This window comes from Paenibacillus odorifer, from assembly GCF_000758725.1.
In the GTDB taxonomy this organism is placed as follows: Bacteria; Bacillota; Bacilli; order Paenibacillales; family Paenibacillaceae; genus Paenibacillus_AQ; species Paenibacillus_AQ odorifer.
Window position 1 is genome coordinate 4,588,280 of record NZ_CP009428.1, and the last position, 26,109, is coordinate 4,614,388.

29 protein-coding genes are annotated in these 26,109 nt (G+C 45.3%); 2 read left to right on the forward strand and 27 right to left on the reverse strand.

Annotated elements, in window-relative coordinates:
- The first annotated feature begins 147 nt into the window (after nt 1-147).
- Entirely contained in the window at nt 148-714 is a 567-nt protein-coding gene (locus PODO_RS20025; protein WP_038572428.1) for a helix-turn-helix domain-containing protein, read from the forward strand.
- Between the two features lie 217 nt (nt 715-931).
- Entirely contained in the window at nt 932-2,236 is a 1,305-nt protein-coding gene (locus PODO_RS20030) for a CynX/NimT family MFS transporter (RefSeq protein WP_080742539.1), read from the forward strand.
- A 481-nt stretch (nt 2,237-2,717) separates the two neighbouring features.
- Here the strand turns inward: PODO_RS20030 and PODO_RS20035 are convergent, their stop codons facing one another.
- The 27 genes from PODO_RS20035 to PODO_RS20160 all read right to left on the reverse strand — a co-directional run bounded on the left by PODO_RS20035 (nt 2,718) and on the right by PODO_RS20160 (nt 26,057).
- Entirely contained in the window at nt 2,718-3,812 is a 1,095-nt protein-coding gene (locus tag PODO_RS20035; protein ID WP_036676253.1) for a prephenate dehydrogenase, read from the reverse strand.
- A gap of 46 nt (nt 3,813-3,858) precedes the next feature.
- The gene (gene hisC / locus PODO_RS20040) at nt 3,859-4,956 is read right to left on the reverse strand and encodes a histidinol-phosphate transaminase (protein ID WP_038574657.1); all 1,098 of its coding nucleotides are present in this window, start codon (nt 4,954-4,956) and stop codon (nt 3,859-3,861) included.
- A gap of 60 nt (nt 4,957-5,016) precedes the next feature.
- On the reverse strand, nt 5,017-5,841 hold the full coding sequence (gene trpA, locus PODO_RS20045; RefSeq protein ID WP_038572429.1) for a tryptophan synthase subunit alpha: 825 nt from the start codon (nt 5,839-5,841) through the stop codon (nt 5,017-5,019).
- Nucleotides 5,838-7,037 (reverse strand): tryptophan synthase subunit beta, encoded by a 1,200-nt coding sequence (trpB, locus tag PODO_RS20050; protein WP_038572430.1) that lies wholly within the window; start codon nt 7,035-7,037, stop codon nt 5,838-5,840. Before trpB ends, trpA begins: the two co-directional genes overlap by 4 nt.
- Nucleotides 7,034-7,711, reverse strand: a complete 678-nt coding sequence (locus PODO_RS20055; RefSeq protein WP_036676248.1) for a phosphoribosylanthranilate isomerase — start codon at nt 7,709-7,711, stop codon at nt 7,034-7,036. The genes trpB and PODO_RS20055 overlap by 4 nt, the downstream gene beginning before the upstream one ends.
- Nucleotides 7,704-8,534, reverse strand: a complete 831-nt coding sequence (gene trpC, locus PODO_RS20060) for an indole-3-glycerol phosphate synthase TrpC (RefSeq protein WP_036676246.1) — start codon at nt 8,532-8,534, stop codon at nt 7,704-7,706. Before trpC ends, PODO_RS20055 begins: the two co-directional genes overlap by 8 nt.
- Nucleotides 8,524-9,564 carry an anthranilate phosphoribosyltransferase gene (gene trpD / locus PODO_RS20065; RefSeq protein ID WP_174890045.1) on the reverse strand — a complete coding sequence of 347 codons (1,041 nt, stop codon included), beginning with the start codon at nt 9,562-9,564 and terminating at the stop codon, nt 8,524-8,526. The genes trpC and trpD overlap by 11 nt, the downstream gene beginning before the upstream one ends.
- Nucleotides 9,565-9,605: 41 nt before the next feature.
- Entirely contained in the window at nt 9,606-11,171 is a 1,566-nt protein-coding gene (gene trpE / locus PODO_RS20070) for an anthranilate synthase component I (RefSeq protein ID WP_036676243.1), read from the reverse strand.
- A gap of 432 nt (nt 11,172-11,603) precedes the next feature.
- Nucleotides 11,604-11,978 carry a chorismate mutase gene (aroH, locus tag PODO_RS20075; protein WP_036676241.1) on the reverse strand — a complete coding sequence of 125 codons (375 nt, stop codon included), beginning with the start codon at nt 11,976-11,978 and terminating at the stop codon, nt 11,604-11,606.
- Nucleotides 11,972-13,075, reverse strand: coding sequence for a 3-dehydroquinate synthase (gene aroB, locus PODO_RS20080; protein WP_036676240.1), 1,104 nt, complete (start codon nt 13,073-13,075; stop codon nt 11,972-11,974). The genes aroH and aroB overlap by 7 nt, the downstream gene beginning before the upstream one ends.
- Before the next feature lie 2 nt (nt 13,076-13,077).
- Complete coding sequence (aroC, locus tag PODO_RS20085; protein WP_036676238.1) at nt 13,078-14,247, reverse strand: chorismate synthase; 1,170 nt, start codon at nt 14,245-14,247, stop codon at nt 13,078-13,080.
- Between the two features lie 192 nt (nt 14,248-14,439).
- Complete coding sequence (locus PODO_RS31545; protein ID WP_169744788.1) at nt 14,440-14,601, reverse strand: hypothetical protein; 162 nt, start codon at nt 14,599-14,601, stop codon at nt 14,440-14,442.
- A gap of 105 nt (nt 14,602-14,706) precedes the next feature.
- Complete coding sequence (locus PODO_RS20090) at nt 14,707-15,510, reverse strand: CheR family methyltransferase (RefSeq protein ID WP_036676236.1); 804 nt, start codon at nt 15,508-15,510, stop codon at nt 14,707-14,709.
- Nucleotides 15,511-15,537: 27 nt separating this feature from the next.
- Nucleotides 15,538-15,981, reverse strand: coding sequence for a nucleoside-diphosphate kinase (ndk, locus tag PODO_RS20095; RefSeq protein WP_036676234.1), 444 nt, complete (start codon nt 15,979-15,981; stop codon nt 15,538-15,540).
- A 99-nt stretch (nt 15,982-16,080) separates the two neighbouring features.
- Complete coding sequence (locus tag PODO_RS20100) at nt 16,081-17,049, reverse strand: polyprenyl synthetase family protein (protein ID WP_036676233.1); 969 nt, start codon at nt 17,047-17,049, stop codon at nt 16,081-16,083.
- Nucleotides 17,046-17,906, reverse strand: coding sequence for a menaquinone biosynthetic enzyme MqnA/MqnD family protein (locus tag PODO_RS20105; protein ID WP_036676231.1), 861 nt, complete (start codon nt 17,904-17,906; stop codon nt 17,046-17,048). The genes PODO_RS20100 and PODO_RS20105 overlap by 4 nt, the downstream gene beginning before the upstream one ends.
- A gap of 4 nt (nt 17,907-17,910) precedes the next feature.
- A complete protein-coding gene (locus tag PODO_RS20110) occupies nt 17,911-18,513 on the reverse strand; it encodes a UbiX family flavin prenyltransferase (RefSeq protein ID WP_036676229.1) in 603 nt (200 codons plus the stop codon).
- Complete coding sequence (locus PODO_RS20115) at nt 18,513-19,385, reverse strand: UbiA-like polyprenyltransferase (RefSeq protein WP_036676227.1); 873 nt, start codon at nt 19,383-19,385, stop codon at nt 18,513-18,515. Before PODO_RS20115 ends, PODO_RS20110 begins: the two co-directional genes overlap by 1 nt.
- A complete protein-coding gene (locus PODO_RS20120; protein ID WP_036676394.1) occupies nt 19,378-20,124 on the reverse strand; it encodes a demethylmenaquinone methyltransferase in 747 nt (248 codons plus the stop codon). The genes PODO_RS20115 and PODO_RS20120 overlap by 8 nt, the downstream gene beginning before the upstream one ends.
- 9 nt (nt 20,125-20,133) lie before the next feature.
- On the reverse strand, nt 20,134-21,003 hold the full coding sequence (locus tag PODO_RS20125) for a heptaprenyl diphosphate synthase component 1 (RefSeq protein WP_036676391.1): 870 nt from the start codon (nt 21,001-21,003) through the stop codon (nt 20,134-20,136).
- Nucleotides 21,004-21,118: 115 nt separating this feature from the next.
- Complete coding sequence (locus tag PODO_RS20130; protein WP_038572433.1) at nt 21,119-21,661, reverse strand: hypothetical protein; 543 nt, start codon at nt 21,659-21,661, stop codon at nt 21,119-21,121.
- 92 nt (nt 21,662-21,753) lie between these two features.
- Nucleotides 21,754-22,002, reverse strand: a complete 249-nt coding sequence (gene mtrB / locus PODO_RS20135) for a trp RNA-binding attenuation protein MtrB (protein WP_051490908.1) — start codon at nt 22,000-22,002, stop codon at nt 21,754-21,756.
- A gap of 115 nt (nt 22,003-22,117) precedes the next feature.
- Nucleotides 22,118-22,390 carry an HU family DNA-binding protein gene (locus PODO_RS20140; RefSeq protein ID WP_036676223.1) on the reverse strand — a complete coding sequence of 91 codons (273 nt, stop codon included), beginning with the start codon at nt 22,388-22,390 and terminating at the stop codon, nt 22,118-22,120.
- A 377-nt stretch (nt 22,391-22,767) separates the two neighbouring features.
- Nucleotides 22,768-24,246 (reverse strand): stage IV sporulation protein A, encoded by a 1,479-nt coding sequence (gene spoIVA / locus PODO_RS20145; RefSeq protein WP_036676222.1) that lies wholly within the window; start codon nt 24,244-24,246, stop codon nt 22,768-22,770.
- Between the two features lie 451 nt (nt 24,247-24,697).
- Nucleotides 24,698-25,444, reverse strand: a complete 747-nt coding sequence (locus tag PODO_RS20150; protein WP_244886360.1) for a DUF3939 domain-containing protein — start codon at nt 25,442-25,444, stop codon at nt 24,698-24,700.
- A gap of 30 nt (nt 25,445-25,474) precedes the next feature.
- Nucleotides 25,475-25,843 carry a 2Fe-2S iron-sulfur cluster-binding protein gene (locus tag PODO_RS20155; protein WP_038572435.1) on the reverse strand — a complete coding sequence of 123 codons (369 nt, stop codon included), beginning with the start codon at nt 25,841-25,843 and terminating at the stop codon, nt 25,475-25,477.
- A 34-nt stretch (nt 25,844-25,877) separates the two neighbouring features.
- A complete protein-coding gene (locus PODO_RS20160; protein WP_036676218.1) occupies nt 25,878-26,057 on the reverse strand; it encodes a DUF2768 family protein in 180 nt (59 codons plus the stop codon).
- Between the last annotated feature and the right edge of the window lie 52 nt (nt 26,058-26,109).

A 26,109-nucleotide genomic window follows, 5' to 3' on the forward strand; every position in this document is an offset into this window, starting at 1 on the left:
GTGATAAGCTTACGGGCAGGTTCGTTACATAGACGTCAGATTTTGTTTAGCTGCGTGTGTTATCCACCCTCTAATCCTAATCGTATGGAAAAGAGTCAAAATAAACAATATACTAGCTATAAAGTTATTTATTGAGGTGAATTTGAAATGGATGAAATCGATGAATCAAAACAACTGGTACTACAAATCGGCGGTGCCTTGAAAAAGTACAGAAAAGAAAAAAACATGAGCTTAGATGACTTAGCGGAATTAACAGGCGTAAGCAAACTTACTCTGGGGAATATCGAACGTGGCGAGACAAATCCAACTTTGGCGATAATATGGAAAATTTCAAAAGGCATATCTTTGCCCCTATTAGCTTTGTTCAAATCTGAAGACCCTGTTAGTCTGTATCGAGCAGGTGAAGGTCTCCGGTTTTCTAATGATCAAAAGAATTGGATCATTGAACCCGTCTTTAAAAACGTAAGCAACGATATTGAAATGTGTCGGGCTTACTTACAGCCAAATAGTTCGTATCACCCTGAAGGTCATCATGTGAATACAACTGAAATTGCGACAGTAATGACTGGTTCCATTGAAATTCGAGTCGATGGAGAAATGTACACATTGAATCAATATGATACGATCAGTTTTCGTGCAGACCGCCCTCACTCTTATACCAATCATACAAATAGCGAAACAGTGCTCCATATCTCCTTAAAATATGGTTTCTAAAAGTCGAAAATTTCACCTATAAAATGCAACTCAGTATACCATTCTATATGGAAACTCTGAGTTGTATTTTTTTAACTAATTTAAGCATTTCAAGATATAGGACAATCTCAATAAAGTAAACTTTAAAATACTTATTGTTAAATTTAATATATTATACTATACTTTCATTGTCCGCGCGGATATTAGTACGCATTAATTCTGGGAGGGAAAATGAAGAATGCCGAATAAAAAATTCGTACCATCATCTTTAGGGCTGCTACTACTCGGCATTATTATTATTGCCGCAAATTTACGTGCTCCCTTAACCTCGGTCGGTCCTTTAGTGGGTCTCATAAGGGATGACGTTCATATTTCCAATACTTTAGCAGGCTTGATCACAACGGTACCTTTACTTACCTTTGCTTTATTATCGCCTCTAGTACCAAAACTAGGACGTAGGTATGGAGTTGAACTTTTAATTTTGTTCGCTCTGATCTTTTTGACTGTTGGTATTGTAATACGTTCTTTATCTGGGGCTGCAAATCTGTATATTGGAACTGCAATTCTTGGATTTGCAATTGCCATTTGTAATGTATTAATGCCAAGTTTAATCAAACGTGATTTCCCTAATAAAATCGGTGCCATGACTGGTGTATTTGCAATTTCAATGAGTTTATCTGGAGCGATCGCATCGGGAATCAGTGTACCGCTAGCTGCAAACGCAGGTTTAAAATGGCAGGGTGCATTGGGAATTTGGGCGATCCTAAGCTTTATATCGATCCTCTGCTGGTTGCCTCAATTAAGAAAGCATACGAAGGAAACAGCCTCGACGAGTCAACAGATGGCCGGCAATGATGTGAATGTTTGGCGTTCCCCTCTTGCCTGGCAAGTAACCTTGTTTATGGGGATGCAGTCCATGATTTTCTATGTGCTAATCGCATGGTTGCCTGAAATTTTAAAACAGCAAGGCATTGACTCAAGCCAATCAGGATGGTACCTCTCAATAATGCAGTTAGCGCTGCTTCCATTTACCTTTATTGTCCCCGTTATTGCAGGGCGAATGTCAAATCAACGTTCGTTAGTGTTCATCACAACCATTTTGCTTTTGACGGGAACGCTCGGACTGCTTTACGGAAGCTCCAATATCATTCTGTTGTGGATTATCATACTCGGAATTGGTGGAGGCTGCGCCTTTAGCTTGTCCATGATGTTTTTCGGTTTACGTACTAAAAGTGCGCATCAAGCAGCGGAACTATCTGGTATGGCGCAATCGATCGGATATCTGCTTGCCGCAATTGGTCCTGCCCTTATAGGATATTTGCATGACACGACAAATAGTTGGAACCTGCCACTTTTCATACTGCTTGGCGCTTCGGTCTTACTCTTTATTGTCGGTCTAGGAGCAGCAAGAAATCGTTTTGTAGGTAGCCAAGCTAGTTACGAGGAAACAAACTCAAGTACCAGAGAATTTCTTGGAAGAAATACTGATCGAAATGAAGAAAGCGAGTTTGGGAACAGTTGCAACAAACCAAACCTAAATTAGAGTCTTCGGGTATTAATCCGGAAGCATTTTGCGGCACTCCTTTCTTTTCTTCGTTGATCCAATAAACATTTAGCTTGTACGAAGACGCTATCGGACACAGTTGACCTTAAATACAGCATTAATCCACATTTGGGATGCTAACGGACCGCATAGCAGCTATTGGCACGAAAAACACCCAATATAAGCCTCTTCATATGAAATAGTGTCAGTGGAGTCCGAAAGACTGCTTCAAAGGCAAAAAACGAGCAAATAACGTCATTAGGGTCCGTAAGTACTAGGTGGTACTTATACTGGTACTTATACTGGTACTTATAGTGATACCGATGGCGATGGCGATACCGATGACGATACTGACGGCGGCATGTTGAAGTAAGCAACCAACAAACCAACAAACAAAAAAAACAGCGATTCTCTATTCACATGAGAATCGCTGTTTTGCTGTTTATTACGATTTGAAAATGAACCCGAGCGAACCTTAATACTACACGTATACCGTATAATCATGATGCTGCAACAGGATCTTCGCCCGCTCCATATCGTTCTCCTGACGGAAAGAGAGACGCATAATCCCCGGAACATCTTCACGGCTTTCGATAATTTGTACGTTGCTAAGGTTAATTCCTTGATCCCCCAGCTCTGTAGCAATACGACCGATAATCCCCGGATGATCCGGTACATCAATATGTAGGTCAAATAAAGGTGCTATCATACCTTTACGCCGTTCAGGCAATTGACTACGGAAGCCATTGGCTTCATGAAATGCCTCTTCAATCCCTACACCATCTTCACTTTCCAGCAAACGAACAAAAGAAGAAACTTCCTCGTTCCAATCCTTCAACAAACGAAGCATCACTGAACGATTGTTTAACAAGATATCACGCCAAATAATTGGATCACTGGACGCAATCCGTGTAATATCCCGAAAGCCCCCTGCAGCTAACGTACTATACAAGGAGTCAGTATCATCATAAGCTTTAATCTGATTTACCAGCGCAACCGCAATAATATGTGGCAAATGACTAATGGCGCCTACAATCTCATCATGACGTTCTGGATTAAGGCGTACAATCTGCGCTCTAGTAAGGTGGAGTAAGGACTCCAACGCATGATAAGCCTCGTCTGGCACTCCCGGTGGAGGCGTTAATACGTAATAGGCATTCTCAAACAACAGCGATGAAGCTGCCTCAACACCTGAACGCTCTGATCCTGCCATAGGGTGACCGCCGATAAAATGTACTCCAGGAATATCCAAAGAGACCGCGCATGCGGCAATACTAGCTTTCGTACTTCCAACATCTGTAATGATGCAGCCGGGCTTGAGCGGCAATTTGCTTAACTGCTGCAAATAATCCTCTAGCATACCCACCGGCACACATAAAAAAATGAAATCGGCATCGATTGCCGCTTCCTCCACAGACAATGTGGCACTATCGACCACACCTCTGCTAATATACTTACTCGCGGATTCAGGACGGTGGGCGTGGCCAACGACGGTCAGGCCCTCCTTGCCTTTAAAGCAAAGGGCCAGTGAGCCTCCGATCAGACCGACACCGAATATTGCTATTTTTGTCGTCATGTTCTTTGAACTACCTGCCTTCTTTAGTCTTGACTTGCTGTTATTACTAGGCGCGTACTCCACTCTCTATAAGAGTTTGTTCCAGCGCGGTGATAAAAGCTGTATTCTGCTCAGCCGAGCCCACAGTAACCCGAATATAAGTCGGATAAACCTGATGACCCGCTCTTACGATGATTCCTTTACGCATCAAAGCATCAAAGACCTCTGTAGCAGGCTTACGAACATCTACCATGATGAAGTTCCCGTGTGCCGGGAAGGATTCTAGACCCAGACGTTTGAATTCACCTTGCAATTGGACAATACCCGCGCTATTAAGACGACGGCATTCCTGCACATAATCTTGGTCATTCAAAGCAGCAAGAGCTGCAGCTTGAGCAAGACGAGAGGTATTAAATGGCTCGCGTACCTTGTTGATCAACGAAATGATCTCAGGACTCGCAACACCGTATCCAATACGCAATGCAGCTAAGCCATAAATTTTGGAGAATGTGCGAAGCACAACCAAATTCTTGTAACGAGTCAGTAACTGGATGCCATTGGAGTATGAAAGATCTGTTACATACTCACAGTATGCCTCATCAAGGACAACCATTACATTGGAAGGCACAGCATCCAGGAAAGAAACCAAAGCTTCCTCTGGTACAATCGTACCTGTTGGGTTATTCGGATTACAGATCCAGATAACCTTAGTACGGTCTGTTATACGGGTCAGCATTCCATCCAGATCATGTGTCCCTTTTACAAGTGGCACCTCAATAGATACCGCACTTTCGATGTCTGCGTTACTCTTATACACGGAGAAGGTCTGGTCCGCCATGATGGTCTCATCACCTGGCAAGAAAAAGGCACGAGCAATAAGTGCAATAATCTCATCTGAGCCACAGCCAAAAATAATATTGTCGTTATTCACGCCAAGACGGCTGGAAAGTGCTGAAGTCAATTCAACGGCTGAGCCGTCCGGATAAAGATAAAGATTCTCAAGTTCTGCTAGAATTGCCTCTTTTGCACTCGGTGAAGCTCCATACGGGTTCTCATTGGATGCAAGCTTAATAACCTCACTTAAGCCAAGCTCCTTCTTGACTTCGTCTATAGGTTTCCCTGGTTTGTAGACAGGGAGATTAACTATATTCGGTTTTGGATTCATTGAATAGTCCTCGCTCTCCATAGTTGATTACTCCACTATACACAGGTCAGAATGACACTGTTATGGTCTTTTTAATTGTGCCACAAATTCTCGAATTTGCAACAGCCCCTCATTCCGCGTAGCAGGATGATCGAGCAACGGAATTACCTCTTCTATTTTGCGGACAATGGCACTCCCTACTACAACACCATCGCAAATCTGAGCAAAACGGGCAACCTGTTCGCCAGTAGAGATCCCAAATCCTACAGCCACTGGCAGATCCGTAGCTTGACGAACGGAAGCAATAAAGGCTTCTACATCCGCATGGAAAGAGGATCTTTCTCCAGTCACCCCTAATGAAGATACACAATAGATAAACCCGCTCGCACCGGATACAATCTTGGCAATACGTTCGCTTGAGGTGGGTGCAACTAAAGGAATGAGATTGACTCCAACTTCATCACTACGGCGCCGCATCTCCGCTGATTCTTCAACGGGAAGGTCCGGGATAATAAGTCCGCTAATTTCATGCTTGTTCAGATCAGCAAAAAACATATCAAGACCCATTTGCAGGATAGGATTGTAATAAGAAAACAAGATAAATGGCAAACTGCTGCCGGCTTCACGAGCCTTTAACGCGGTCTCCATGCAAGTGCGCAGGTGAACTTCACCCCGCAGTGCCCGGGCAGATGCTCGCTGAATTACAGGGCCGTCTGCAAGCGGATCAGAGTAAGGTACTCCCAGCTCCAGAATATCTGCACCTGCTGTCTCCAGTTCAGTAATGATGGCAAGAGTAGTCTCCAAATCTGGATCTCCAACAGTCAGAAAAGGAATCAATGCGGTCCGGTTCTCAGCTTTAAGCTTCCGGAATACCAAATCCATCCGGTTTGTAGTTTGGGTTGTCATTCAGTTCCCTTCCCTTCTGTATACGCCATAATGGATTCTACATCTTTGTCTCCCCGGCCTGACAGGCAGATGACAACAATATCATCCTTAGTAAGGGTTGGACACATTTTAACAACATGTGCTATCGCATGCGCCGATTCTAACGCTGGAATAATGCCTTCCGTTACGCATAGCAGCTTCAATGCATCTAGCGCCTCTGCATCTGTAATCGGTACATATTTTGCGCGTTCGATATCTTTTAGATAGGAGTGTTCAGGACCCACACCAGGATAATCCAGGCCTGCGGAGATGGAATGTGCTTCTGTTACTTGTCCATGCTCATCCTGCAGGAGATAACTCATCGAACCCTGGAATACGCCATGAGTTCCTTTACTCATTGTTGCCGCATGAAAAGGGGTATCAATGCCTTTACCAGCCGCCTCTACACCAATCATACCGACACTTTCATCCTCAACGAATGGATAGAACATACCGATGGCATTACTGCCACCGCCTACAGCAGCTACGAGCAGATCCGGCAGCCTTCCTTCAGCCTCCAGAATCTGGCGCCGTGTTTCATCCCCAATAACCCGCTGAAAGTTACGGACCATCATCGGATAAGGATGCGGTCCTACAGCTGAACCCAATATATAGAAGGTATCGTCTACATTGCTAACCCAGTAGCGAAGCGCTTCGTTGCCGGCATCTTTTAAAGTGCGCGATCCGGAAGTAACGGGAATCACTTCTGCACCAAGCAGCTTCATCCGGAATACATTAAGGGCCTGGCGGCGCGTATCCTCTTCCCCCATAAACACCTTACATTCCATACCTAGCAGAGCTGCAACTGTAGCTGTGGCTACACCATGTTGACCCGCGCCAGTCTCAGCGATTACCTTCGTTTTTCCCATCATTTTGGCCAAAATCCCTTGACCAATCGCGTTGTTAATCTTATGGGCACCTGTATGATTCAAATCTTCACGCTTCAAATATATTTTAGCTTCTCCCAGATGTTTGCTCAGACGTTCCGCATAATACAGCGGGGTCTCCCGTCCGGAATACTGCTTTAATAGATAATCTATTTCTTCCTGAAAAGCTGGATCTGCCGAAAACTTACGGTAGGCCTCCTCCAACTCAATCAATGCATTCATCAAAGTCTCGGGCACGAAGCGGCCTCCGAATGAACCGAAACGTCCATGCTGGTCCGGTACTTGTATCATGATTGCTTCACCCTTTCCACAAAAGCTGTCATTTTTTGAATATCCTTAATGCCGTCAGTCTCTACTCCACTCGATACGTCTACCCCATACGGGACATAGGTATCAAGCAATTCACCAACATTATCTGAATGAAGCCCTCCAGCCACAAACAAGGGCAAGCCATGTCGTACTGCAATTTCTTGGTACTCAGGTAATTTGTTCCATGCGAAGGTTCGGCCAGAGCCGCCGCTCTGCAATGGATCATAAGTATCTAATAAAACCGCATCTACTGCAGCTGCGTAATCTTCCAAGGTATATTCATTTTCAGCTTTATCCCGCTCTTGATCAGCAACGGACAGTGCCTTCCATACCTGAACCTGTGGATAAGCTTGGCGAACCTGCTGGCAAAAAGCCGGGCTCTCCTGTCCATGGAGCTGAATTACATCTAAATGCACCACAGACAACAATTCGTTCAACTCATCCAGCTCCGGATTAACAAAAACTCCTGCAGCCTTAGGAATTTCACCAGTCTTCCAATTTGGAAGTTCTGCAATCAGTTCGGCAGCACGCTCTATGGATACCTTCCGGCGGCTAGGTGCAAAAACAAATCCGATATAATCTAGTGGTAAGTGTAACATAGATTTTAGCACTTCAACGTCCTGAAGTCCACAGATTTTTACTAATGTCTCAGCCATGCCGGACACGGTCCTTTCCGTTAGGAAGCTCACCGAGCAAACCGTTAACCGCATCCTCTACGTTAGCTTGACGCATTAGATACTCCCCAACGAGCACTCCGTGAGCACCAGTAGTTCTTAGGTAGCCGATGTCTTTTGACCCGGAAATTCCACTTTCGCTGATCACTGGAACACCTTGCGGCACAAGAGCTGCCAGCTCGGCTGTTGTCTCCAAAGAGGTCTCGAAGGTACGTAGATTACGGTTATTAATTCCTAGCAGGACGTTAGGTTGGGTTATCTTTTCTGTGCTCAGTACAACCGCCAGTTCATTTCGGTCATGCACCTCAATCAAGATATCTAATCCAAGCCCTGAAGCTATATCTATAAAATGAGACAGTTGTGCCGGTGTCAAAATAGCGACGATCAACAACACGGCATCCGCTCCGAGAAGACGTGCTTCGTAGATTTGCTTCTCATCGATAATAAAATCTTTGCGAAGCAGCGGCAGATTTACAGCTTCCTTCACTTGCTGCAGATAAGCTGCGCTGCCCTGGAAATATTCTGTGTCCGTCAGAACAGATAAACAATCAGCGCCTCCAGCTTCATATCCTTTTGCAATGGAAACAGGATCAAAATCTTCACGGATCAACCCTTTGGAAGGAGAAGCCTTCTTCACCTCAGCGATCAAGCCCATATCTCTGTTCTTCCCTTGGGTCAGAGCCTTACGAAAGCCTCTTGTTGCCGGAAGAAGCGCAATATCACGCTCTGCTTGTGCCAACGAAAAGTTTTTACTGAGCAATTCAACCTCTTTAATCTTAGTCGCGACAATTTTATCAAGATACATAATTAAGTTCCTCCGTCATAGCTACAAGCTGATTAAGCTTGGATAATGCCTTGCCTGAATCCACTACATCTTTTGCTCTCTCTACGCCTCCGGCCATGGTATCTGCCAGACCAGCAACATATATACAGGCTCCGGCGTTAGCAAGAACGATATCGCGATAAGGATTAATCTGCCCTTGAAGGACCGAGGTAATAATCGCCGCATTTTCAGCTACATCTCCACCCAGCACAGCTTCCAGTGGATGTCTGTTAAGACCTAATGCCTCTGGCGTTACCTCATACGTGGTTACGGTGCCCTCTTTTAGCTCAGACACTAATGTAGGGGCCGAGATGCTGATTTCATCCAGACCATCCAAGCTGCTAACAACCATCGCACGCTTGGACCCCAGCTCCTTCAGTACATTAGCCACCGTCTCTGTCTTATTCCGATCATAAATCCCCAGCAGCTGACGGTCAGCACCCGCGGGATTCGTAAGCGGACCAAGCATATTAAAAATCGTCCGCACTCCAAGCTCTTTACGCGGTGCCGCCGCATGCCGCATCGAAGGATGATAGATTTGCGCGAATAAAAAACAAATGCCGATTCGATCCAAGCATTCCCGAGCCTGATCCGCATTCAGATGAATGTTGACGCCCAAAGCTTCAAGTACATCTGCACTTCCTGCTCTACCGGAAGCTGAGCGGTTGCCATGTTTGGCAACTCGTACAGAAGCCGCTGATGAAATAATCGCTGAGGCGGTAGAAATATTAAACTTATGGATGCCGGAACCGCCCGTACCACATGTATCTAGCAGACGCGCTTTTTCAGTAAGGACAGGTGTGCCGAAACCTCTCATGGCTTCCGCAAACCCCGTAATTTCCTCCACGGTCTCTCCCTTAATCCGTAAAGCGGTCAGCAGTGATCCGATTTGCGCCTGAGAAGCATCTCCCAGCATGATTGCACCCATTATATCCCGTGCTTCTCCACGTGTCAGACTTTTGCCTTCGATTAGTCCAGCGATTCCTGATTGTATCAATTTTGTTGCATCCATAATGTTCATCCTCCCAGCCTTAATGTAATCTTTTATATTAATCAAACCACCTGTTCAGGGGTATATGTGTACATGTAATCTTGATTGATGACTTGTTTCTCTTTTATCTCGGGTGGGAACATAGCCTCTGCCATACGAATAGCTTTTAGCATGCCCTTCGCTTTATTCACCGTCTCTTCATACTCTTTCTCCGGAACCGAGTCCCAAACGATACCCGCCCCAGCCTGCACATATGCTCTGCCCTTACGGAAGATGATTGTACGGATGGTGATACATGAATCCATATTTCCCGAGAATCCCAAATATCCAATCGCCCCCGCATAAGCACCACGGGCTTCTCGCTCCAATTCAGCAATAATCTCCATTGCCCGTAGCTTAGGTGCTCCTGAGACAGTACCGGCTGGCAGACAGGAGAGAAAGGCATCAAAGAAATCTTTATCCTCGCTAAGCGTGCCTGACACATTCGATACCATATGCATGACATGAGAGTATCTTTCAATTTCCATAAAGGAGTCGCATTTTACAGAACCAAATTTGGACACTCTTCCTAGATCATTACGACCTAGATCAACTAGCATCAAATGCTCTGCACGTTCTTTTTCATCCTCCAGCAGCTCCGCGGCGTAAGCACGATCCGAAGCTTCACTTTCACCTCTTGGTCTTGTTCCGGCAATCGGCCGTGTCTCCACACGGTTTCCATCTACCTTTACGAGCGCTTCCGGTGAGGTTCCAACAATAATCTCTTCATCCATTTTCAAATAATACATATATGGAGATGGGTTAAGCGTCCTGAGCATCCGGTATACATGCAGTGGAGAAACCTCCGTTTCAATATGCAGGCGCTGCGACAACACCACTTGAAAAATATCGCCAGCCCGAATGTATTCCTTCGCTTGTTCTACGTTGTTGATATATTGTTCTTTAGTCAGGTTGGAATGAATCTCACCCAGCTCAATATCCTGCGGAATGCTGCGGCGGTTCACATTTTCCTTTGGCCCTTCCTTTTGCAGCTCTTCGGCCATATCCTCAAGCTTACGACTTAAGCTTTCGTAATTAGATTTGATATCTGAGTCCGTATCACCGTCTTTAACATGCAGGTTGCCAACTAGGAGAATTTGTTGTTTCACATGATCAAAAACAATGATGCGATCACAGAACATAAACCGGATATCATCCATTTGGAGATCATCTACTGGATGCTCAGGCAGCTTCTCATAATATTGCAGCAGATCATATCCAAAAAATCCGATAGCTCCTCCAGTAAATGGCGGCATCTCATCCAGCTTAGGGCTACGGTATGAACGAAGCAGTGCTTTAAGCTCCTCAATCGGCTTTCCATGCAGCTGTTTTTTCTTACCGTCGATCTCTACGTTAATTGCACCCTTTTTTCCCGATATCATTAAAAAGGGATCGCTGCCGATGAACGAATACCGGGCCCATTGTTTGCCGCCCTCTACACTTTCTAGTAAGAACGCGCGGTCACGTTCAGCAAAACGTTGGAATAACCGGATAGGTGTTTCCATATCAGCCAGCAGCCGCTTCACAACAGGAATCAGATTATAATCCTGCGACAGCTTTACCACCTCTTGAACACTCGGATTCGTCATTTTCAGATGCCCCCTTAGTTATATAAATCTTTCCGAAACACAGAAAAACCCTCTACCAAAGTAGAGGGTTTGTGTAAGTAAGTATATGTTTTTGAGCAATGATCAGCATCGTTATGTTGTGCCTACAGACTTATCTCTAAATAAGATACATCACGGATGTGAAATAACACTCCAGTACATATCAAAATAAAGACTCTGCGTACACAAAAACTGCTAATCAGGCATAAACGTCTTCAGCGTCCTTATAAGGACGGTAAGCGTATATGCGTGAAATATAAGAATGTATAGAACAAAGCTTATACTTTCTTATATTCGCAAAAATTTCTTGCACTCTGCTCAACTATACTCATCTCAACTCAACTAAACTCTTCTATACTCGGCTAATTACACTATACATGATGACAAGGGTCATTGACAACCCACAACTCAAATTTAAGACTTACTCTGCGACAAATCCGGACGAAGCTTCTGAGCTTCATTCAGATATACATGGCGGATCTCACGCTGTGATTTATCCGTATTAAACTGCACCATTAACCGAATACACATCGGCAGACTGCCTTTAACAGGGATCTCCGTTGAACACATAAGTGGCACCATTTCCCAGCCCTCAATCTCACGAATGGCTCTTGCCGGAAAAGTAGCATCCAGATCATTGGTCATCGTAATCCATACATTGCTAATATCCTCAGCTATAACATCATTACGTTCTACGATCTCCCGCAGCAGCACAACGGTTTCACGCAAAATCTCTGTTTCTTCGTTATTAATCACGGTAGTTGCTCCGCGAATCCCTCGATTTACCACGGTTTCCCCTCCTTTTTAAGCTCTGCGAGAACCTCTCGCACAAGCGATTCCTGTACATCGTTTACAATGCTTACGGCTCCTATGGCATCAGGCACAATAAAAGTCATTCTGCCTTCTTTGAATTTCTTATCATGCATCATTGCTTCCATTAGCTCCTCTTCATCATATTCAGAAGGAAGCTGTATAGGCAATGAAAGTGCAGATAACATAGATACTGTATCCTCATAAATGGATCGATCATGTCCAAGCTTTACAGCCAGTAGCGCCGAACCCGCCATACCAATCGCAATCGCTTCACCGTGCAAAAATACGCCATATCCGCCAACCGCTTCAATAGCATGTCCGATCGTATGTCCTAAATTCAGAATCGCCCGAAGTCCATGCTCACGTTCATCGTTCGCTACGACATGAGCCTTGATTGCACAACCGCGCTCAAGGGCATAGCCGAGTGCTTCAGCATTCAGAGCAAGCAGCTCATCAGCATGTTCACGGCACCAATATGCGAATTCTTTGTCCATAATCAGACCATGCTTCACTACTTCAGCCAGGCCAGAAGAGACTTGGCGTGGCGGAAGCGTGCGAAGGGTATCCAAATCGTAAAGCACCAGCGAAGGTTGATAGAACGCACCAACCATATTTTTGGCTAGTGGATGATTGACAGCCACTTTGCCGCCTACGCTGCTGTCATGGGCTAGAATCGTCGTTGGAATTTGTAGAAATCCTATTCCGCGCATGTAGGTAGCTGCTACAAAACCAGCTAAATCACCAACAACCCCGCCACCTAAAGCCAACACCGCTGAGTTGCGATCCAGTCCCGCTTGAATCGCGGTCGTCATAACCTCTTCATACACGGTTAATGATTTGGATGCTTCCCCTGCCGGCATAATGTGGCTGACTACGGTATAGCCTTGCTGACGTAGAGCTTCTTCAAGCGACGGTAAATACAGTGGAGCTACTTCACTATCACTCACAACCAGTATTGGGCTGCGAGTGGACAGTCCAGCCTCAGCACAGTACTGGCCAATGTTCTGCAGCAGACCACTACCGATGTGAATTGGATAAGAACGATCTCCTAAATCTACATTGATCGTACGCATGATTAATAACTCTCCAATTGTGCAAGATAGTTTTCATAGTTCGCTTTAATTTCTTCGAGAGAATCCCCGCCGAATTTATCAAGAAAAGCTTTGGCAACTTCCCATGCCACTACGCTTTCCAGAACCACACATGCCGCTGGAACTGCACATGCATCCGAACGTTCTACTTGAGCTGTAAAAGGTTCTTTCGTATCGATATCTACACTTTGAAGTGGCTTATACAAGGTAGGAATAGGCTTCATAACACCACGAACCACTATCGGCATACCATTCGTCATCCCGCCTTCAAAACCGCCTAAACGATTGCTTGCGCGATAGTATCCTTTAGAAGCTTCATACATAATTTCATCATGGACTTGCGATCCACGCAATTTACCTGCTTCAAACCCAATGCCGATTTCAACGCCTTTGAAGGCATTAATCGACATCACTGCCCCAGCGATCGCCCCGTCCAGCTTCCGGTCTGACTGTACATAGCTGCCAAGTCCGATGGGCAGTCCTTCGACGATACATTCAACGATTCCACCGATGGAGTCGCCCTCTTCCTTGATTTGATCTATGTAAGCCTCCATTTTCTGTTCCGTTTCTTTGTCGACAACTCTGACAGAGGACTGTTCTGTGCGTTCAATCAGCTCATCGATAGGCAGATCATTAGCAGGTGCCTCAATTTCACCAATACGAATGACTTGACCTGCTACTTTCACACCAAAAGCTGCCAGCAGCTGTCTGGCTACAGCGCCACATGCAACTCTGGCTGCTGTTTCGCGGGCACTGGAGCGCTCCAGAACATTGCGAAGATCCGTATGATTGTACTTCAATCCACCATTCAAATCTGCATGTCCAGGACGCGGCCGATTTACCCGGCGTTTTTCTTCATCACTGCCTGGAATAGGTTCAATATTCATTATGTTCTTCCAGTGAGTCCAATCCTTGTTCTCTACTACCAAGGCTACCGGAGCACCTGTAGTATAGCCGTGACGTACTCCACCGACTATTTGTGCCGTATCTTTCTCAATCTGCATGCGGCGTCCACGTCCGTATCCCTTTTGTCGACGATGCAATTGAAAGTTAAGCTCTTCAAAATCCAAAGTTAAATTACTTGGCAATCCCTCAATAATAGCCGTTAGCTGGGGGCCGTGCGTTTCCCCCGCTGTTAAATAGCGTAAACTCATGATGTCTTCCCCCTTTTATACTTTTAAACTGTAAACCGCTAAAATCCTATGATCTTTGCTCATTATAGTATAGGGAATCCGCTTTGACAAGAAAGGGCTCTCCCTAGAAACACTCTATGTATATCGAAATAAAAAGCGCCATCCATACCCTTAAGAGTATGAATGGCGCTCCTCGGCTGGGTCCTCAGCTTGTTAGCTGCCGAGCCGCTGACTTGGTGGAGGGAATGTAGACTTACGCTCTTCCAGCTGCAGAAGGCGCTCCAATTGCATTTCTTCCACACCGAGAATTTGCCCGCACTCACGAACGGTGATAAAGCCTCGTTTGTACGCGGCAATGACCTTGCTTTTGTCCATCGGTTTAACTTTCCTTTCACTTAGCGTACAGATTCTACTATCCAGTATCACTGAACTTTTGCGAAAGTATACCTTTGAAGTTAATGGCGAAGGAGCAAAAAATATTTATTTTTTACGATAGAAAAAAGTTTCCGTCGATTCAAAACCGTATTGAGCCGGTGTAAAGATTTGCTCTGTGCTACCCACAAACAAATAACCACCCGGACGTAAGCTAGCCGAAAACTTATGATAGAGCTTGTTCTTCGCCTCTTCAGTAAAATAGATCATTACATTGCGACAAATAATAAGATCAAAACCTTCGTCGAACTTGTCCAAGAGCAGATTCTGTTTGCGGAAATCTATGTTTTTCTTAAGTGAATCGCTGACCTTGAAAACAGGGCCTTCCGGTGTAAAGTAACGTGCTGCCACGTCTTTCGGCACATCCTTTAAAGAACGTTCCAAATAAAGACCTTGCTTTGCTTTAGATAAAGCGCCATCATCAATGTCAGTGGCAAGAATGCCTGTCTGCGCCAATATATTCTTGTCCGACAAAATCATAGCCAGCGTGTAAGGCTCTTCGCCAGTGGAACACGCCGCGCTCCACAGCTTTAATTTGCGGCCTGACTGCTGGAGGTCAGGAAGGATAATATCCCGCAAAACTTCCCAGCGATTCGGATTCCGCCAGAACTCAGAGACATTGATCGTCATTCGATCTAAAAATTCATAAAATAAGTCCTTATTTTTCATCATCGCTGCAAAAAAATCACTGAAGGTATGATACCCATTCTTCATCCGAAGAGTCGTCAAACGCCGCTTCATCTGCGCTTCTTTATATTGAGCCAGATCAATTCCGGTGCTTTGTTTAACGTTGTGAATAAATCCGCTATAATCCGGATCTGTTGTTAATGCTGCAACATTACGATCAGACATGTTAATCCCCTGCCTCCCACCTGGACCTTACATCCAGACTGCGATGTCTTTGTTATACTGATTCAGTTCATCTGGAGCAAAGAAATTAGCAATTTCCCGTTCTGCACTTTCAGGCGAGTCTGATCCATGAATTAGATTAAGTGGTGTATGGCTGGCAAAGTCGCCACGAATCGTGCCTGGCAGAGCTTCTCCAACTTTTGTCTTGCCTATGAGTGTCCGGGATAACGTAACAACATCATCGCCTTCCCATACCATTGCAAACACTGGACCTGAAGTGATGAAAGAGACCAGCTCCGAAAAAAAGTCTTTGCCTGCATGCTCAGCATAATGTCTTTTCGCTTGATCCTCACTAACTGTAATCAGCTTAGCAGCGACCAATTTAAACCCCTTATCCTCAAAGCGGGTAACAATACGCCCTATTAATCCACGTTGAACTCCATCAGGCTTGACCATCAGATACGTCTTTTCCATAGAAGCACTCTCCATTTTCCCATTTGAAGGGTTGTTTTGACGCTATCTTAACAGAAACATTGCTTTCTGGAAACGTTTAATTTCAATCTCACCAGAAGATCAATAACTTCTTCCTGTTATAAAATAAGCAATATCACGCAGATTGCGCTTAGTCTTATTATTAGGCAATTGTTCCAGCGCCGCCAGCGCCTTGTCAATATAACGTGAAGCGAGCTCCTCAGAGCGGGCGATTCCGTCTCCGGAAAGTATAAGATCAATCGCACGTCCTACCGTGCTATGGCCCTCACGTATAGACTTCAGCTCCTCAAGCAATGACTCGCGCAGCCGCTCATCCTCAAGACTATAAATCACTGGAAGTGTAATGTTTCCTTGACGCATATCACTGCCCGGAGGTTTACCGATCTGTTTCTCTGTGCCTGAGAGATCCAGTAAATCATCACGAATCTGGAACGCCATACCCACGTTATATCCATAATTATAAAGCAGGCGAGCTACTTCTGGATCTGCCTCAGCAGCAAGTGCGCCGAGTTGGCAGCTAACTGCAATCAGCAGGGCTGTTTTGCGGCGGATACGCCGTAGATAATGACGTACACTTTGCTCACTGTTGAAAAAGTCACGAATCTGCTCCATCTCTCCGATCGACATTTCGATCATCGCCTTAGACAGAATTTGATGAATTCGTGGATTCTTCAGCTCCGTAGTCATAACCAGCGCTTTTGCATATATGTAGTCACCAGTGTACATGGCAATTTTATCGCCCCATTTTGCTTTCACGGTGAGTTCACCACGGCGCAATTCTGCATCGTCGATCACATCATCATGGACCAGTGAAGCGCTATGGATCAACTCTAACGGTATCGCCACCCGTTTCAGCTTTTCCAGATCATACTTACCGAATTTCCCGCCCATCAGGACAAATACGGGACGTAATCTTTTGCCGCCTGCCTTTAATAAATGCAGGGAGGTTTCTGTAAGCAGATCGTCATCCCCCTGTACACTACGGTACAGCTCTTTTTCAATCTGATCCATATCTCTGTTCAGTAATCCGAATATTTGCAGTCGTTTCATTCTTTCACCCGTGTCAACAGTTTATGGCTCCAAATCTCCATCTTCACTTCCTGCGGCAGCAGGCCCATCTCATAGGCATAGCGGAAATAGAGGTTCAAACCTTGCTGCTGCCTTTCTCCAAAATCATAACATAAATTGCGGAAGTACCCTTCCCAATAAGACTTTGTTCCTCCAATGTTAGAACAAGCTGCTTGTACAATAGGATCTAAATCTCTCAATCCCCGCATTTTACTCTCGGCAAAAGCCTCTGCAATCTCAGAAATAGCCTCCGGTTTGTCCTCAGCAGCCTTTCGGTTCACTGCCCAGACCGCAAAGGTCATCCCTAAGCCCGTCCATTTCTTCCAAACCTCAGCTAGATCTGTAACGATATAACCTTGATCCTGCCATGAGGCTTTAATAGCATTATCACCAATTAATAAGCAGGCATCCGCTTCATGCATCATGGCATCCAAATCAGGATTAGCGCTAATATATTCCGGTTTATTGCCAAAAGCTTTTTCCATTAAAATTTTCAGCAAATTTACCGAGGTTGCAGAAGTATTCGTAACAGCAATCTTACCGCTACCAATCTGAGCAAATGGCACCCTGGAAAAAAGGAATATTGATCTCACAGGACCGTCCGCGCTAACCGATAAATCAGGTAGTAGTAATAATTTGTCACTGGCCTCAGCATAAGCAAAAGAGGATAAAGCACCTACATGAATAGTTCCACGGCTCATCCCCTGATTAAGAATGGCAGGTACCTCACTCACCATCTCTGCAGGATATTTTAATGCAGAGGGATGAAAATTGTGAAATACCGGCCATGAGTTGGTATAGCTGATTTTGCCGATGATGGTGTGGCTGTTATTGTCCATCCTTTCAATCCCCCCATCTTCGAAATAAATTGTGTTCAATATTAAAGCTGTCAAGCACTTTGCCCACCATGAAATTAATCAGATCATCCATACTTTGCGGCCCGAAATAAAAAGCCGGCATTGCGGGAATCATCCGAACTCCCAGACGGGACAGCTTCAACATATTCTCTAGATGAATGGCATGCAGTGGAGTCTCACGAGGAACAAGCACCAGTGGGCGTCCTTCCTTGAGCATAACGTCAGCAGCACGTGTCATCAGATTATCAGAGGTCCCATTCGCTACCGCGGACAATGTTCCCATAGAGCAAGGCATAATAATCATCCCTTCCACACGAAACGAACCACTTGCAATGGATGCGCCGATATCCGCAACAGGATGATAAAGCAGAGAACCGGGATAGCCTTTGAACCTTTCGTTCAAAAAGCCCTCCCGGTCTGATGCGATATAGCCAAGTTCTTCTTTAAATACGCGCCAGCCCGCATTGCTAACTACCAAATGCACGGAGTAGCCTAGTGACAGCAAGGTTTCAGTTAGACGAACACCATATATCGCACCGCTTGCTCCTGTAATTCCAACCACGATGTTTTTCGGTTTAGTAAGCGTCATTAGTAGAACTGCACCACCAAGTCAATCAAAGTGAAAGAGAACACTACGATGCTCAATACGCCGTTCATAGTGAAAAAAGCAGTCTGCAGACGGCTCAGGTCACTCGGAGATACAATGTAATGCTCATAAAAGAGAATAATATATGCGATGATCATGCCTGCTACATACCACCAGCTTAAATCCGTCATAAACAGCAACGATACGAATCCAATCGCCGTGAGAATGTGAAATACGCGGGCAATAATGAGTGCACCTTGAACCCCGAACCGAACCGGAATGGACTTCAAGCCCTCTTTTAGATCAAACTCAACATCCTGACAAGAATAAATTACATCAAAACCTGCAGTCCAAAACACAATAGTGAAGTAAAATACCATTGAAGTCCAATTCACGCTACCGGTCACAGCTACCCAACCGCCTAAAGGTGCAAGCGCAATGGTCAGACCGAGGATAAGATGGCAAGCCCATGTAAAGCGCTTCGTAAATGAATAAATAACAAGAAGGAAAACTGCGATTGGCAAGAGCTTGGCCGACAAAGGATTCAGCTTAAAGGCTGCCCAAAAGAGTAAGAAAAACGAAATGCCGATAAAAATGACGACTTCACCGATCTTCAATAATCCTGCAGGAATAGCCCTTCCCGCTGTGCGAGGATTCTTAGCATCACTTATCCGGTCAATCAGTCGATTCAGCCCCATAGCAGCGCTCCGTGCCCCAAACATAGCCACTACGATCCAACCAATCTGGCTCCAGGAAGGTAGCGTGCCAGACATGACAACGGAACCAAGTAAAGCGCCCATAAAAGCAAAAGGTAAAGCAAATACCGTATGTTCAAACTTGATCATTTGTAAAAAGATACCGATTTTCTTAAACATTCCCGTTCTCCTTGAGCCCAATATGTAATGCCGCGATGCCTCCGGTCAAGGGGAAGGATTCCACTTTTTGCAGTCCGGTTTCACGGAAAATAGCAGCTAATTGCTCCCGGTCAGGGAACAGCGCCAGCGATTCTGGCAGCCATTTGTATTGCTCATACCTTTTAGCGAATAACTTGCCCAGCAATGGAAGTACACGCTGAAAATAAAAGAAATAGATACCTTTAAACGGTTGTTTCATCGGCTTGGAAAGCTCCAGGCAGACCACCATTCCTCCGGGTTTTACCACGCGTTTCATCTCGTTCAGCACTTGAACAAGATCCGGTACGTTGCGGAGTCCAAAACCAATCGTTGCATAATCGAATGCGTTGTCTTCAAAAGGCAACTCCATAGCATTGCCCTGTACGAGAGAGATCCGGTCCTGAAGCTTGCGCTCCTCCACCTTACGGCGCCCCACTTCAAGCATGCCAGCACTAAAGTCAAGTCCTATCACATTCCCTGTCTGTGTGGCTTCTGCCAAGGCAATGCTCCAATCGCAAGTGCCGCAGCATAAGTCTACAGCTGAATCCCCGCGCTTCATGCCCATCTTCTTCATCGTGAACTTGCGCCAAGCCTTATGGCGGCGAAAGCTTAAGATATCATTCATCAAATCATATTTACCTGCAATACTCTCAAACACCGAGTGCACAAACTGTTCCTTCGGCTTGCTGTTATCACCCACAGCAGTTGTAGTTTTGTCCATAGTCATCCACTAACCCTCCACGGCTGCTTGTCCTGAGACTTTCATCTGCAGGAGAATACGATCCAGCGCTATCTCAAGCTCTCTAAGCAGGCTTTCGTCTTTAACGCTTTGTAATAGTCCCTGAATCGACTGAATCGACTGATGGAGCTTGTCCGTCAGCAGAGAATCACATTTATATTTCATCTTCAGCATCTTCCAGTCCTTCTGATCAAGGTTCTGGTCTTGAAGCTGTTTGCGTTCTTCCTCTGTCGCTGACTCCAGCATCTTCCAGTAGCAATAACCATTGCTAGCATTCTCAAGGTTATCACAACGCTGAAGCTCTATGGCAACAGTTTCGCACTGACTGAATTCTGTCAATAACTTCTCCCACAACTCCACTAAGGAATTCTCGATCATGGGCGTAAAAGAAAGGAACAGCCGCATATTGAGCTGTACCATGTGCCGCAAGTATTGTTCAGCCGAAAGACGGATTCCTCTCATCTTCACATAGAGGTTCGCTTTCAAGACATTGAAATCAGCAATCGCCTTACTCAAGATTCCAACCATCTCAATTTGATCACTCTTTGCAAGCAGATGGTAAAACCAGCTACTGAAATAATCGCCAGCCAATACCTTTAATTGACGGGAACGCATAGGATCTCCACCGCGTCTATCATTCGAGCGGTCAATTACCTCATGTGTATCTAGTCCAAGTTGAATAAGTGCTGTTACGAGCGTATACAACTCACCAGCATTTCCTTTAACAGAAGATCCATGGTTTAGAAAAATATATAACAAATGACCCCGGCCATCAGAAAACGGTGGCAAATCCGTATGCTTCTGAATCATGTCGTAGTCGGTGTAGGGTTTTGCCAGTTGCGGTATGCAGTACGGTTTCATTTCAGCCTCCGAAGCCATTGACATTAATAATAATTCCTTTGTTCACAATCTTGTCTATTATATCACATGTTTTTTTGTCACGCACTGTGGTACGACTGAGTTTCTTTTATTCTTCTCAAGGATAAATGAACTGCTTCTTCCAGAGCTCAGTCTCACTAATACGGAAGCCCGTCTTGAGTCGCTCGGATATGGGGAGATTACCCGCAGACTGAAGTTCATTCTGGAGTTCAGCCGACCACTCCGTGCGTCTGATATCCCCTGCTAGCAGCAGCCGGCGGCTATCCAGCCATTTATCCATGACCACGATGCGCAGCAAAAGCTGATCCACATTCGAGGTTTCTTGAAAAGCAAAAGAAATAGCCTGCGCCATATTTCGATAAAGCTCCTGGGGTTCATGATCATTTCCGCTCACTTTTAAATCCAGTGACAGAACGTGATCCTCCCAGCCTACGCTATCAATGGATAAGGTCAATGGAAGTGCGCCAAGAACATCAACAAGATTATCGTTGTCTAGCACTGTGTTATGGCCGCCAGTAAAAGTCTCTACTGCACCATTGCGTTGCTGTAAGGTAGAATCCATATCTGCCACTTTGGGCAATATTACAGCAGAGGTTGCAGTCAAGAGTAATACGGCTCCGACCCACCAGGCCTTGTTCATGAACACGCCTCCTTATCCATAATTCCCACTCTTAGCTAATACGATCATTTATCTTTACTATATTTTGAAAAAAAGCAGGCTATGCCTGCTTTTCAGCTTTCACTTTCCAATTGTCCGTGCTTTGTCCATATTTCAGCCTTACCGCGAATCTTCATCGCTGAGGTATGATCAGTAAACTGGGCAATCAATACCTCGCCCTTATCCAGCTTCTCTGTATGATGAAAACGTGTATCTGTACCTCTGGTTAGCCCAATGACCTGAACGCCATTATCTTTAGCTTTAACCACAATATAGTCGCTGCCCGTTGGAAGCGGAGTAGTACCCGTATTTTTATCCATCATCACTCATCCTCCTCTAAACCTATTATACAGTTCATAGTATTTCAAAAAACAAATGCCGCCTTGGAGGGCGGCATAGTTGTTCTTAAAAGACTATGGGATAGGTATGTAGAAATCTTTATTTGATTCCGTCTTTCAGCGCCTTACCGGGTTTGAATGCCGGTACCTTGCTTGCAGGAATTTCGATTTCTTCACCAGTTTGCGGGTTACGGCCTTTACGTGCAGAACGCTCACGCACTTCAAAGTTTCCGAATCCAACCAGTTGTACTTTATCACCGCTTTGCAGTGCTTCTGTAATTGCTTCGAAAACCGCATCTACAGCTTTAGTAGCATCCTTCTTGGGAAGTTCAGTTGCTTCTGTAACTACGTTGATCAAATCTGATTTATTCATGTTTTCTCACCTCCCTGAGTAAATTCTCCGGTATCATACACTGTTTCCGTTTCAACGTAAAATATACGTGATAATCCCGTTTAAAACTTAACTTTGGCGCCCTTAGACCTTTAAGCGCAACAAACTTATAGTAATACAGCCCATCCATAAATTCAAGCTGTTACTCAAAAAAGGAGCAGAAATTATCATCTATCCGTGCATATTTATCTAAATTCGATCTAATTTGTTAGACCTATAGGAGCAGTTTAGGTCTTTATTTCATCAGAATAATTGAGTCAGATTCACCGTTATTATAGGAACTAGGAATCAAGTTTTAGGATATATACAAATAAAAAGAGCAGGATTTCTCCCACTCTTTGAATTTATTTATATTCAGCTTAGAGAATAATTGCAATAAGTCCGCCGGAACCCTCGTTAATAATGCGGCCAAGCGTTTCTTGCAGCTTGTAGCGTGCATTATCCGGCATCATAGCTATCTTGCCTTGAATGCCTTCTCTAACAATGGAGTGCAGGGAGCGGCCAAAAATATCGGATTCCCAAATCTTAATAGGATCATTCTCAAAGTCCTGCATCAGATAACGAACCAGCTCTTCGCTTTGCTTTTCCGTTCCGATGATTGGCGAGAATTCAGACTCCACATCCACCCGAATCATATGAATGGACGGTGCAGTAGCCTTTAAGCGAACCCCGAAGCGAGAGCCCTGACGTATCAGTTCTGGCTCGTCGAGCGCCATTTCGGCTAAGGATGGAGCCGCGATACCATAACCTGTAGTCTTGACCATTTCCAATGCTTCTGAGAATCGGTCGTATTCTCGTTTCGCATGCGAGAACTCCTGCATAAGCTGGAGCAAATGATCTTTACCGCGGATCTCAACCCCGACCACTTCCATCAGAACTTGATCGTACAGCTCTTCTGGAGCATACAGGTCGATCTCTGCTACGCCCTGACCCATGTTCATACCACTTAGGCCAGCTTTATCAATAAAGTCATATTCGGTGAACTGAGATACGAGGCGGTCAACATCCCGCAAGCGGCGAATGTCTTTTACCGTATCGCGAACGGAGTTCTCATAACTACTACGCAGCCAGTGGTTTTCTCCAAGCACCATAACCCAGCTTGGCAGGTTTACATTTACTTCATGCACTGGGAATTCATAAAGCACTTCCCGCAGCACACCAGTTACGTCATCTTCGCTCATGTTTGCGGCGCTTAGCGTCATAACTGGGATATCGTATTTGATGGCTAGCTCGTTTCGGAGCTGCTGCGCTTCCTCACTGCGTGGCCGGGTGGAGTTAATGACAAGCACAAATGGCTTACCCACTTCCTTCAGCTCTGCAATGACGCGCTCTTCAGAGTCCACGTACGAGTTCCGCGGAATTTCTGCAATCGTACCATCTGTTGTTACCACTACACCTAGCGTTGAATGCTCCTGAATAACCTTACGTGTCCCGATTTCTGCCGCTTCCTGAAAAGGAATAGGCTCTTCAAACCAAGGTGTAGAGATCATTCGTGGTCCATTTTCATCCTCGTAGCCTTTTGCACCTTCTACAGCGTAACCCACACAGTCTACCAGACGAACATTAACCTCAAGCCCTTCCGCAACCTTGATTTGGACTGCGTTGTTAGGCACAAACTTCGGTTCTGTCGTCATAATCGTTTTGCCTGCTGCGCTTTGCGGAAGCTCATCCACAGCTCTTACTCGATCAGCCTCATTCGTGATGTTTGGCAGGACAATTGTTTCCATGAAGCGCTTGATAAATGTCGATTTCCCCGTGCGAACCGCGCCGACGACGCCAAGATAAATGTCTCCGCCGGTACGCTCGGCAATGTCCTTGAAAATATCCACTTTTTCCAAAAGAGATCCCCTCCTCATATTACTCCGAAGAAAAAATGCCTGAAGAGCATCGACTTCGCGTTCCGCCGGTAATCTGACCCTTGCAGGACATCAACCGGACTTATCGTATGCCCGCCCGAAGCCTAGCTGCTTTCGACCGGGACGTACTTGCCCCGCGCTAAACTCCGAATGCTCGGACATGCATTTGGACTAGTATCATCATATGTATCCGGAACGAATTTATGACCCGTATTCGCGCATTTCCCAATGTAATTTCAAAAAAGTTAAGTCTGCGCGCCGCAAGGCGTCTGACGCCCGGAAGCTTACTCATCCATCTTATGAGCTAGGATTCTTTGATAGAACTATTTTTAGTGGATGCTGAGATTACAGGACTTGGTGTAAAAGGATATAAACAAAAAAACGCCTAATACCCCGGATAAAACCGAAGCTTAGACGCTCTTAAACTTTCACTCTAACTTGGAGGCTGCGGGATTGGCTGATTGTTAATCCATAGATACGGCAAAGACTTCACGGGAACGTAATATGAAGCTTCCTCCAGATCCAGTCGCAAGTCCTGATTCTTATCGTGCTCTCCACCCTTCTTATCGACGGCAGCCATGATATCAAAAACATAATCTACGTAGACAGTTCCATCCTTATCCAGGATAAAATCAAGAACTTGACCGGAATAGACACTAGTTAACGTTATAGAGCTTGTACCCGCCTGCTTATGATTAATGGTATACAATCCGGGATATAGCTCATCAAGCACAGGCAGGTTGCCGCCATGAGCTGATTTATAGCGGTTAACCTGTCGTTGCACGTCATTCACCTTTTGAACCGTAACAAGGTCCATCACCTTCACCACAGGATCAATTTCCTCATTCAAAATAAGAAAATAAGCACTTCCACCCTGCTCAAAGGCGGTAGCCGGTATATCATCCAAATATCCCTTATTATTCAGCTTCCCCAGGTCGATACGGAACTTCTCATACCTTGGAGTAGTTTCATCCGCATTAAGAATGGGCAGTACCCCTTCCTCCTGTTGATAATCATCAACGGCTGCTTGTATCCGTTTAACACTTTCCCGATAATTAACACTAGCCCGCTTCTCTTCACCTGGGTATAGACAGCCCGAAAGCGTAAGCGCGAGCGATACCATCCCTAGCAAAAGCTTGGCCCCTGCCTTCAGTTTCATTTTATATCCTATAAACTCCAACCGAGTCCCTCCCACGGTGACATTCTTACGCTACCACAGCTCATCTTCTTCCCCACGCCGCGCTGCTTCAAGCTTACGGCGCACCGCAGCCTTCAGTAGATCTTCCGGCACCTGAACGGTTACGTCGCTCCATACGGCAGCCTGACAGGCCAGACGCGTTCCTTCTTCTAAGGCCGATCCAAGCTTACGCCGCTCAATATCACCGGGAGGCCTTACTGCAGCAGCCTCTTCCTTCGCGACTGTAACCTTGCACATCAGACAGCCTGCTTTGCCTCCGCATCTAGTTGTTATTGGCACTCCTGCTTTACGAGCAGCCTCTAATAACGAAATGCCACGGTTCACAACAGCTTTACGGCCTTCTGGTTGAAATACAACGGTAACTCCTTTTTGAGATTTCATGATGTTACTTCCTTCCTCAACACTATGTAACTGCTTACATAATTGAAACAACTCCGCCCAATAGGCCTACTAACATGATGACAAAAGCAAGTATAGACAGTACAGCCTTAAGCAAGCCCTTGGTTTTGCTCCGAGCAAAAGTTATAAGAAATACTGATAATCCCATAATCAGCATCGCAATCAGGGATAACCACATTTTTGTCATCGGATCCATGGTCAAAGCCCCCATTCGCCTGTAATTTATTAGGGACTATTATATCATGACC

Bases quoted from the DNA above. Each gene is read 5' to 3' on its own strand.
- PODO_RS20025 (WP_038572428.1), top strand. From the start codon at position 148: ATGGATGAAATCGATGAATCAAAACAACTGGTACTACAAATCGGCGGT.
- PODO_RS20030 (WP_080742539.1), top strand. From the start codon at position 932: ATGCCGAATAAAAAATTCGTACCATCATCTTTAGGGCTGCTACTACTC.
- PODO_RS20035 (WP_036676253.1), bottom strand. From the start codon at position 3,812: ATGACGACAAAAATAGCAATATTCGGTGTCGGTCTGATCGGAGGCTCA.
- hisC (WP_038574657.1), bottom strand. From the start codon at position 4,956: ATGAATCCAAAACCGAATATAGTTAATCTCCCTGTCTACAAACCAGGG.
- trpA (WP_038572429.1), bottom strand. From the start codon at position 5,841: ATGACAACCCAAACTACAAACCGGATGGATTTGGTATTCCGGAAGCTT.
- trpB (WP_038572430.1), bottom strand. From the start codon at position 7,037: ATGATACAAGTACCGGACCAGCATGGACGTTTCGGTTCATTCGGAGGC.
- PODO_RS20055 (WP_036676248.1), bottom strand. From the start codon at position 7,711: ATGGCTGAGACATTAGTAAAAATCTGTGGACTTCAGGACGTTGAAGTG.
- trpC (WP_036676246.1), bottom strand. From the start codon at position 8,534: ATGTATCTTGATAAAATTGTCGCGACTAAGATTAAAGAGGTTGAATTG.
- trpD (WP_174890045.1), bottom strand. From the start codon at position 9,564: ATGGATGCAACAAAATTGATACAATCAGGAATCGCTGGACTAATCGAA.
- trpE (WP_036676243.1), bottom strand. From the start codon at position 11,171: ATGACGAATCCGAGTGTTCAAGAGGTGGTAAAGCTGTCGCAGGATTAT.
- aroB (WP_036676240.1), bottom strand. From the start codon at position 13,075: ATGCGTACGATCAATGTAGATTTAGGAGATCGTTCTTATCCAATTCAC.
- aroC (WP_036676238.1), bottom strand. From the start codon at position 14,247: ATGAGTTTACGCTATTTAACAGCGGGGGAAACGCACGGCCCCCAGCTA.
- PODO_RS31545 (WP_169744788.1), bottom strand. From the start codon at position 14,601: ATGGACAAAAGCAAGGTCATTGCCGCGTACAAACGAGGCTTTATCACC.
- PODO_RS20090 (WP_036676236.1), bottom strand. From the start codon at position 15,510: ATGTCTGATCGTAATGTTGCAGCATTAACAACAGATCCGGATTATAGC.
- ndk (WP_036676234.1), bottom strand. From the start codon at position 15,981: ATGGAAAAGACGTATCTGATGGTCAAGCCTGATGGAGTTCAACGTGGA.
- PODO_RS20100 (WP_036676233.1), bottom strand. From the start codon at position 17,049: ATGAAACGACTGCAAATATTCGGATTACTGAACAGAGATATGGATCAG.
- PODO_RS20105 (WP_036676231.1), bottom strand. From the start codon at position 17,906: ATGGACAATAACAGCCACACCATCATCGGCAAAATCAGCTATACCAAC.
- PODO_RS20110 (WP_036676229.1), bottom strand. From the start codon at position 18,513: ATGACGCTTACTAAACCGAAAAACATCGTGGTTGGAATTACAGGAGCA.
- PODO_RS20115 (WP_036676227.1), bottom strand. From the start codon at position 19,385: ATGTTTAAGAAAATCGGTATCTTTTTACAAATGATCAAGTTTGAACAT.
- PODO_RS20120 (WP_036676394.1), bottom strand. From the start codon at position 20,124: ATGGACAAAACTACAACTGCTGTGGGTGATAACAGCAAGCCGAAGGAA.
- PODO_RS20125 (WP_036676391.1), bottom strand. From the start codon at position 21,003: ATGAAACCGTACTGCATACCGCAACTGGCAAAACCCTACACCGACTAC.
- PODO_RS20130 (WP_038572433.1), bottom strand. From the start codon at position 21,661: ATGAACAAGGCCTGGTGGGTCGGAGCCGTATTACTCTTGACTGCAACC.
- mtrB (WP_051490908.1), bottom strand. From the start codon at position 22,002: ATGATGGATAAAAATACGGGTACTACTCCGCTTCCAACGGGCAGCGAC.
- PODO_RS20140 (WP_036676223.1), bottom strand. From the start codon at position 22,390: ATGAATAAATCAGATTTGATCAACGTAGTTACAGAAGCAACTGAACTT.
- PODO_RS20155 (WP_038572435.1), bottom strand. From the start codon at position 25,843: ATGAAATCTCAAAAAGGAGTTACCGTTGTATTTCAACCAGAAGGCCGT.
- PODO_RS20160 (WP_036676218.1), bottom strand. From the start codon at position 26,057: ATGGATCCGATGACAAAAATGTGGTTATCCCTGATTGCGATGCTGATT.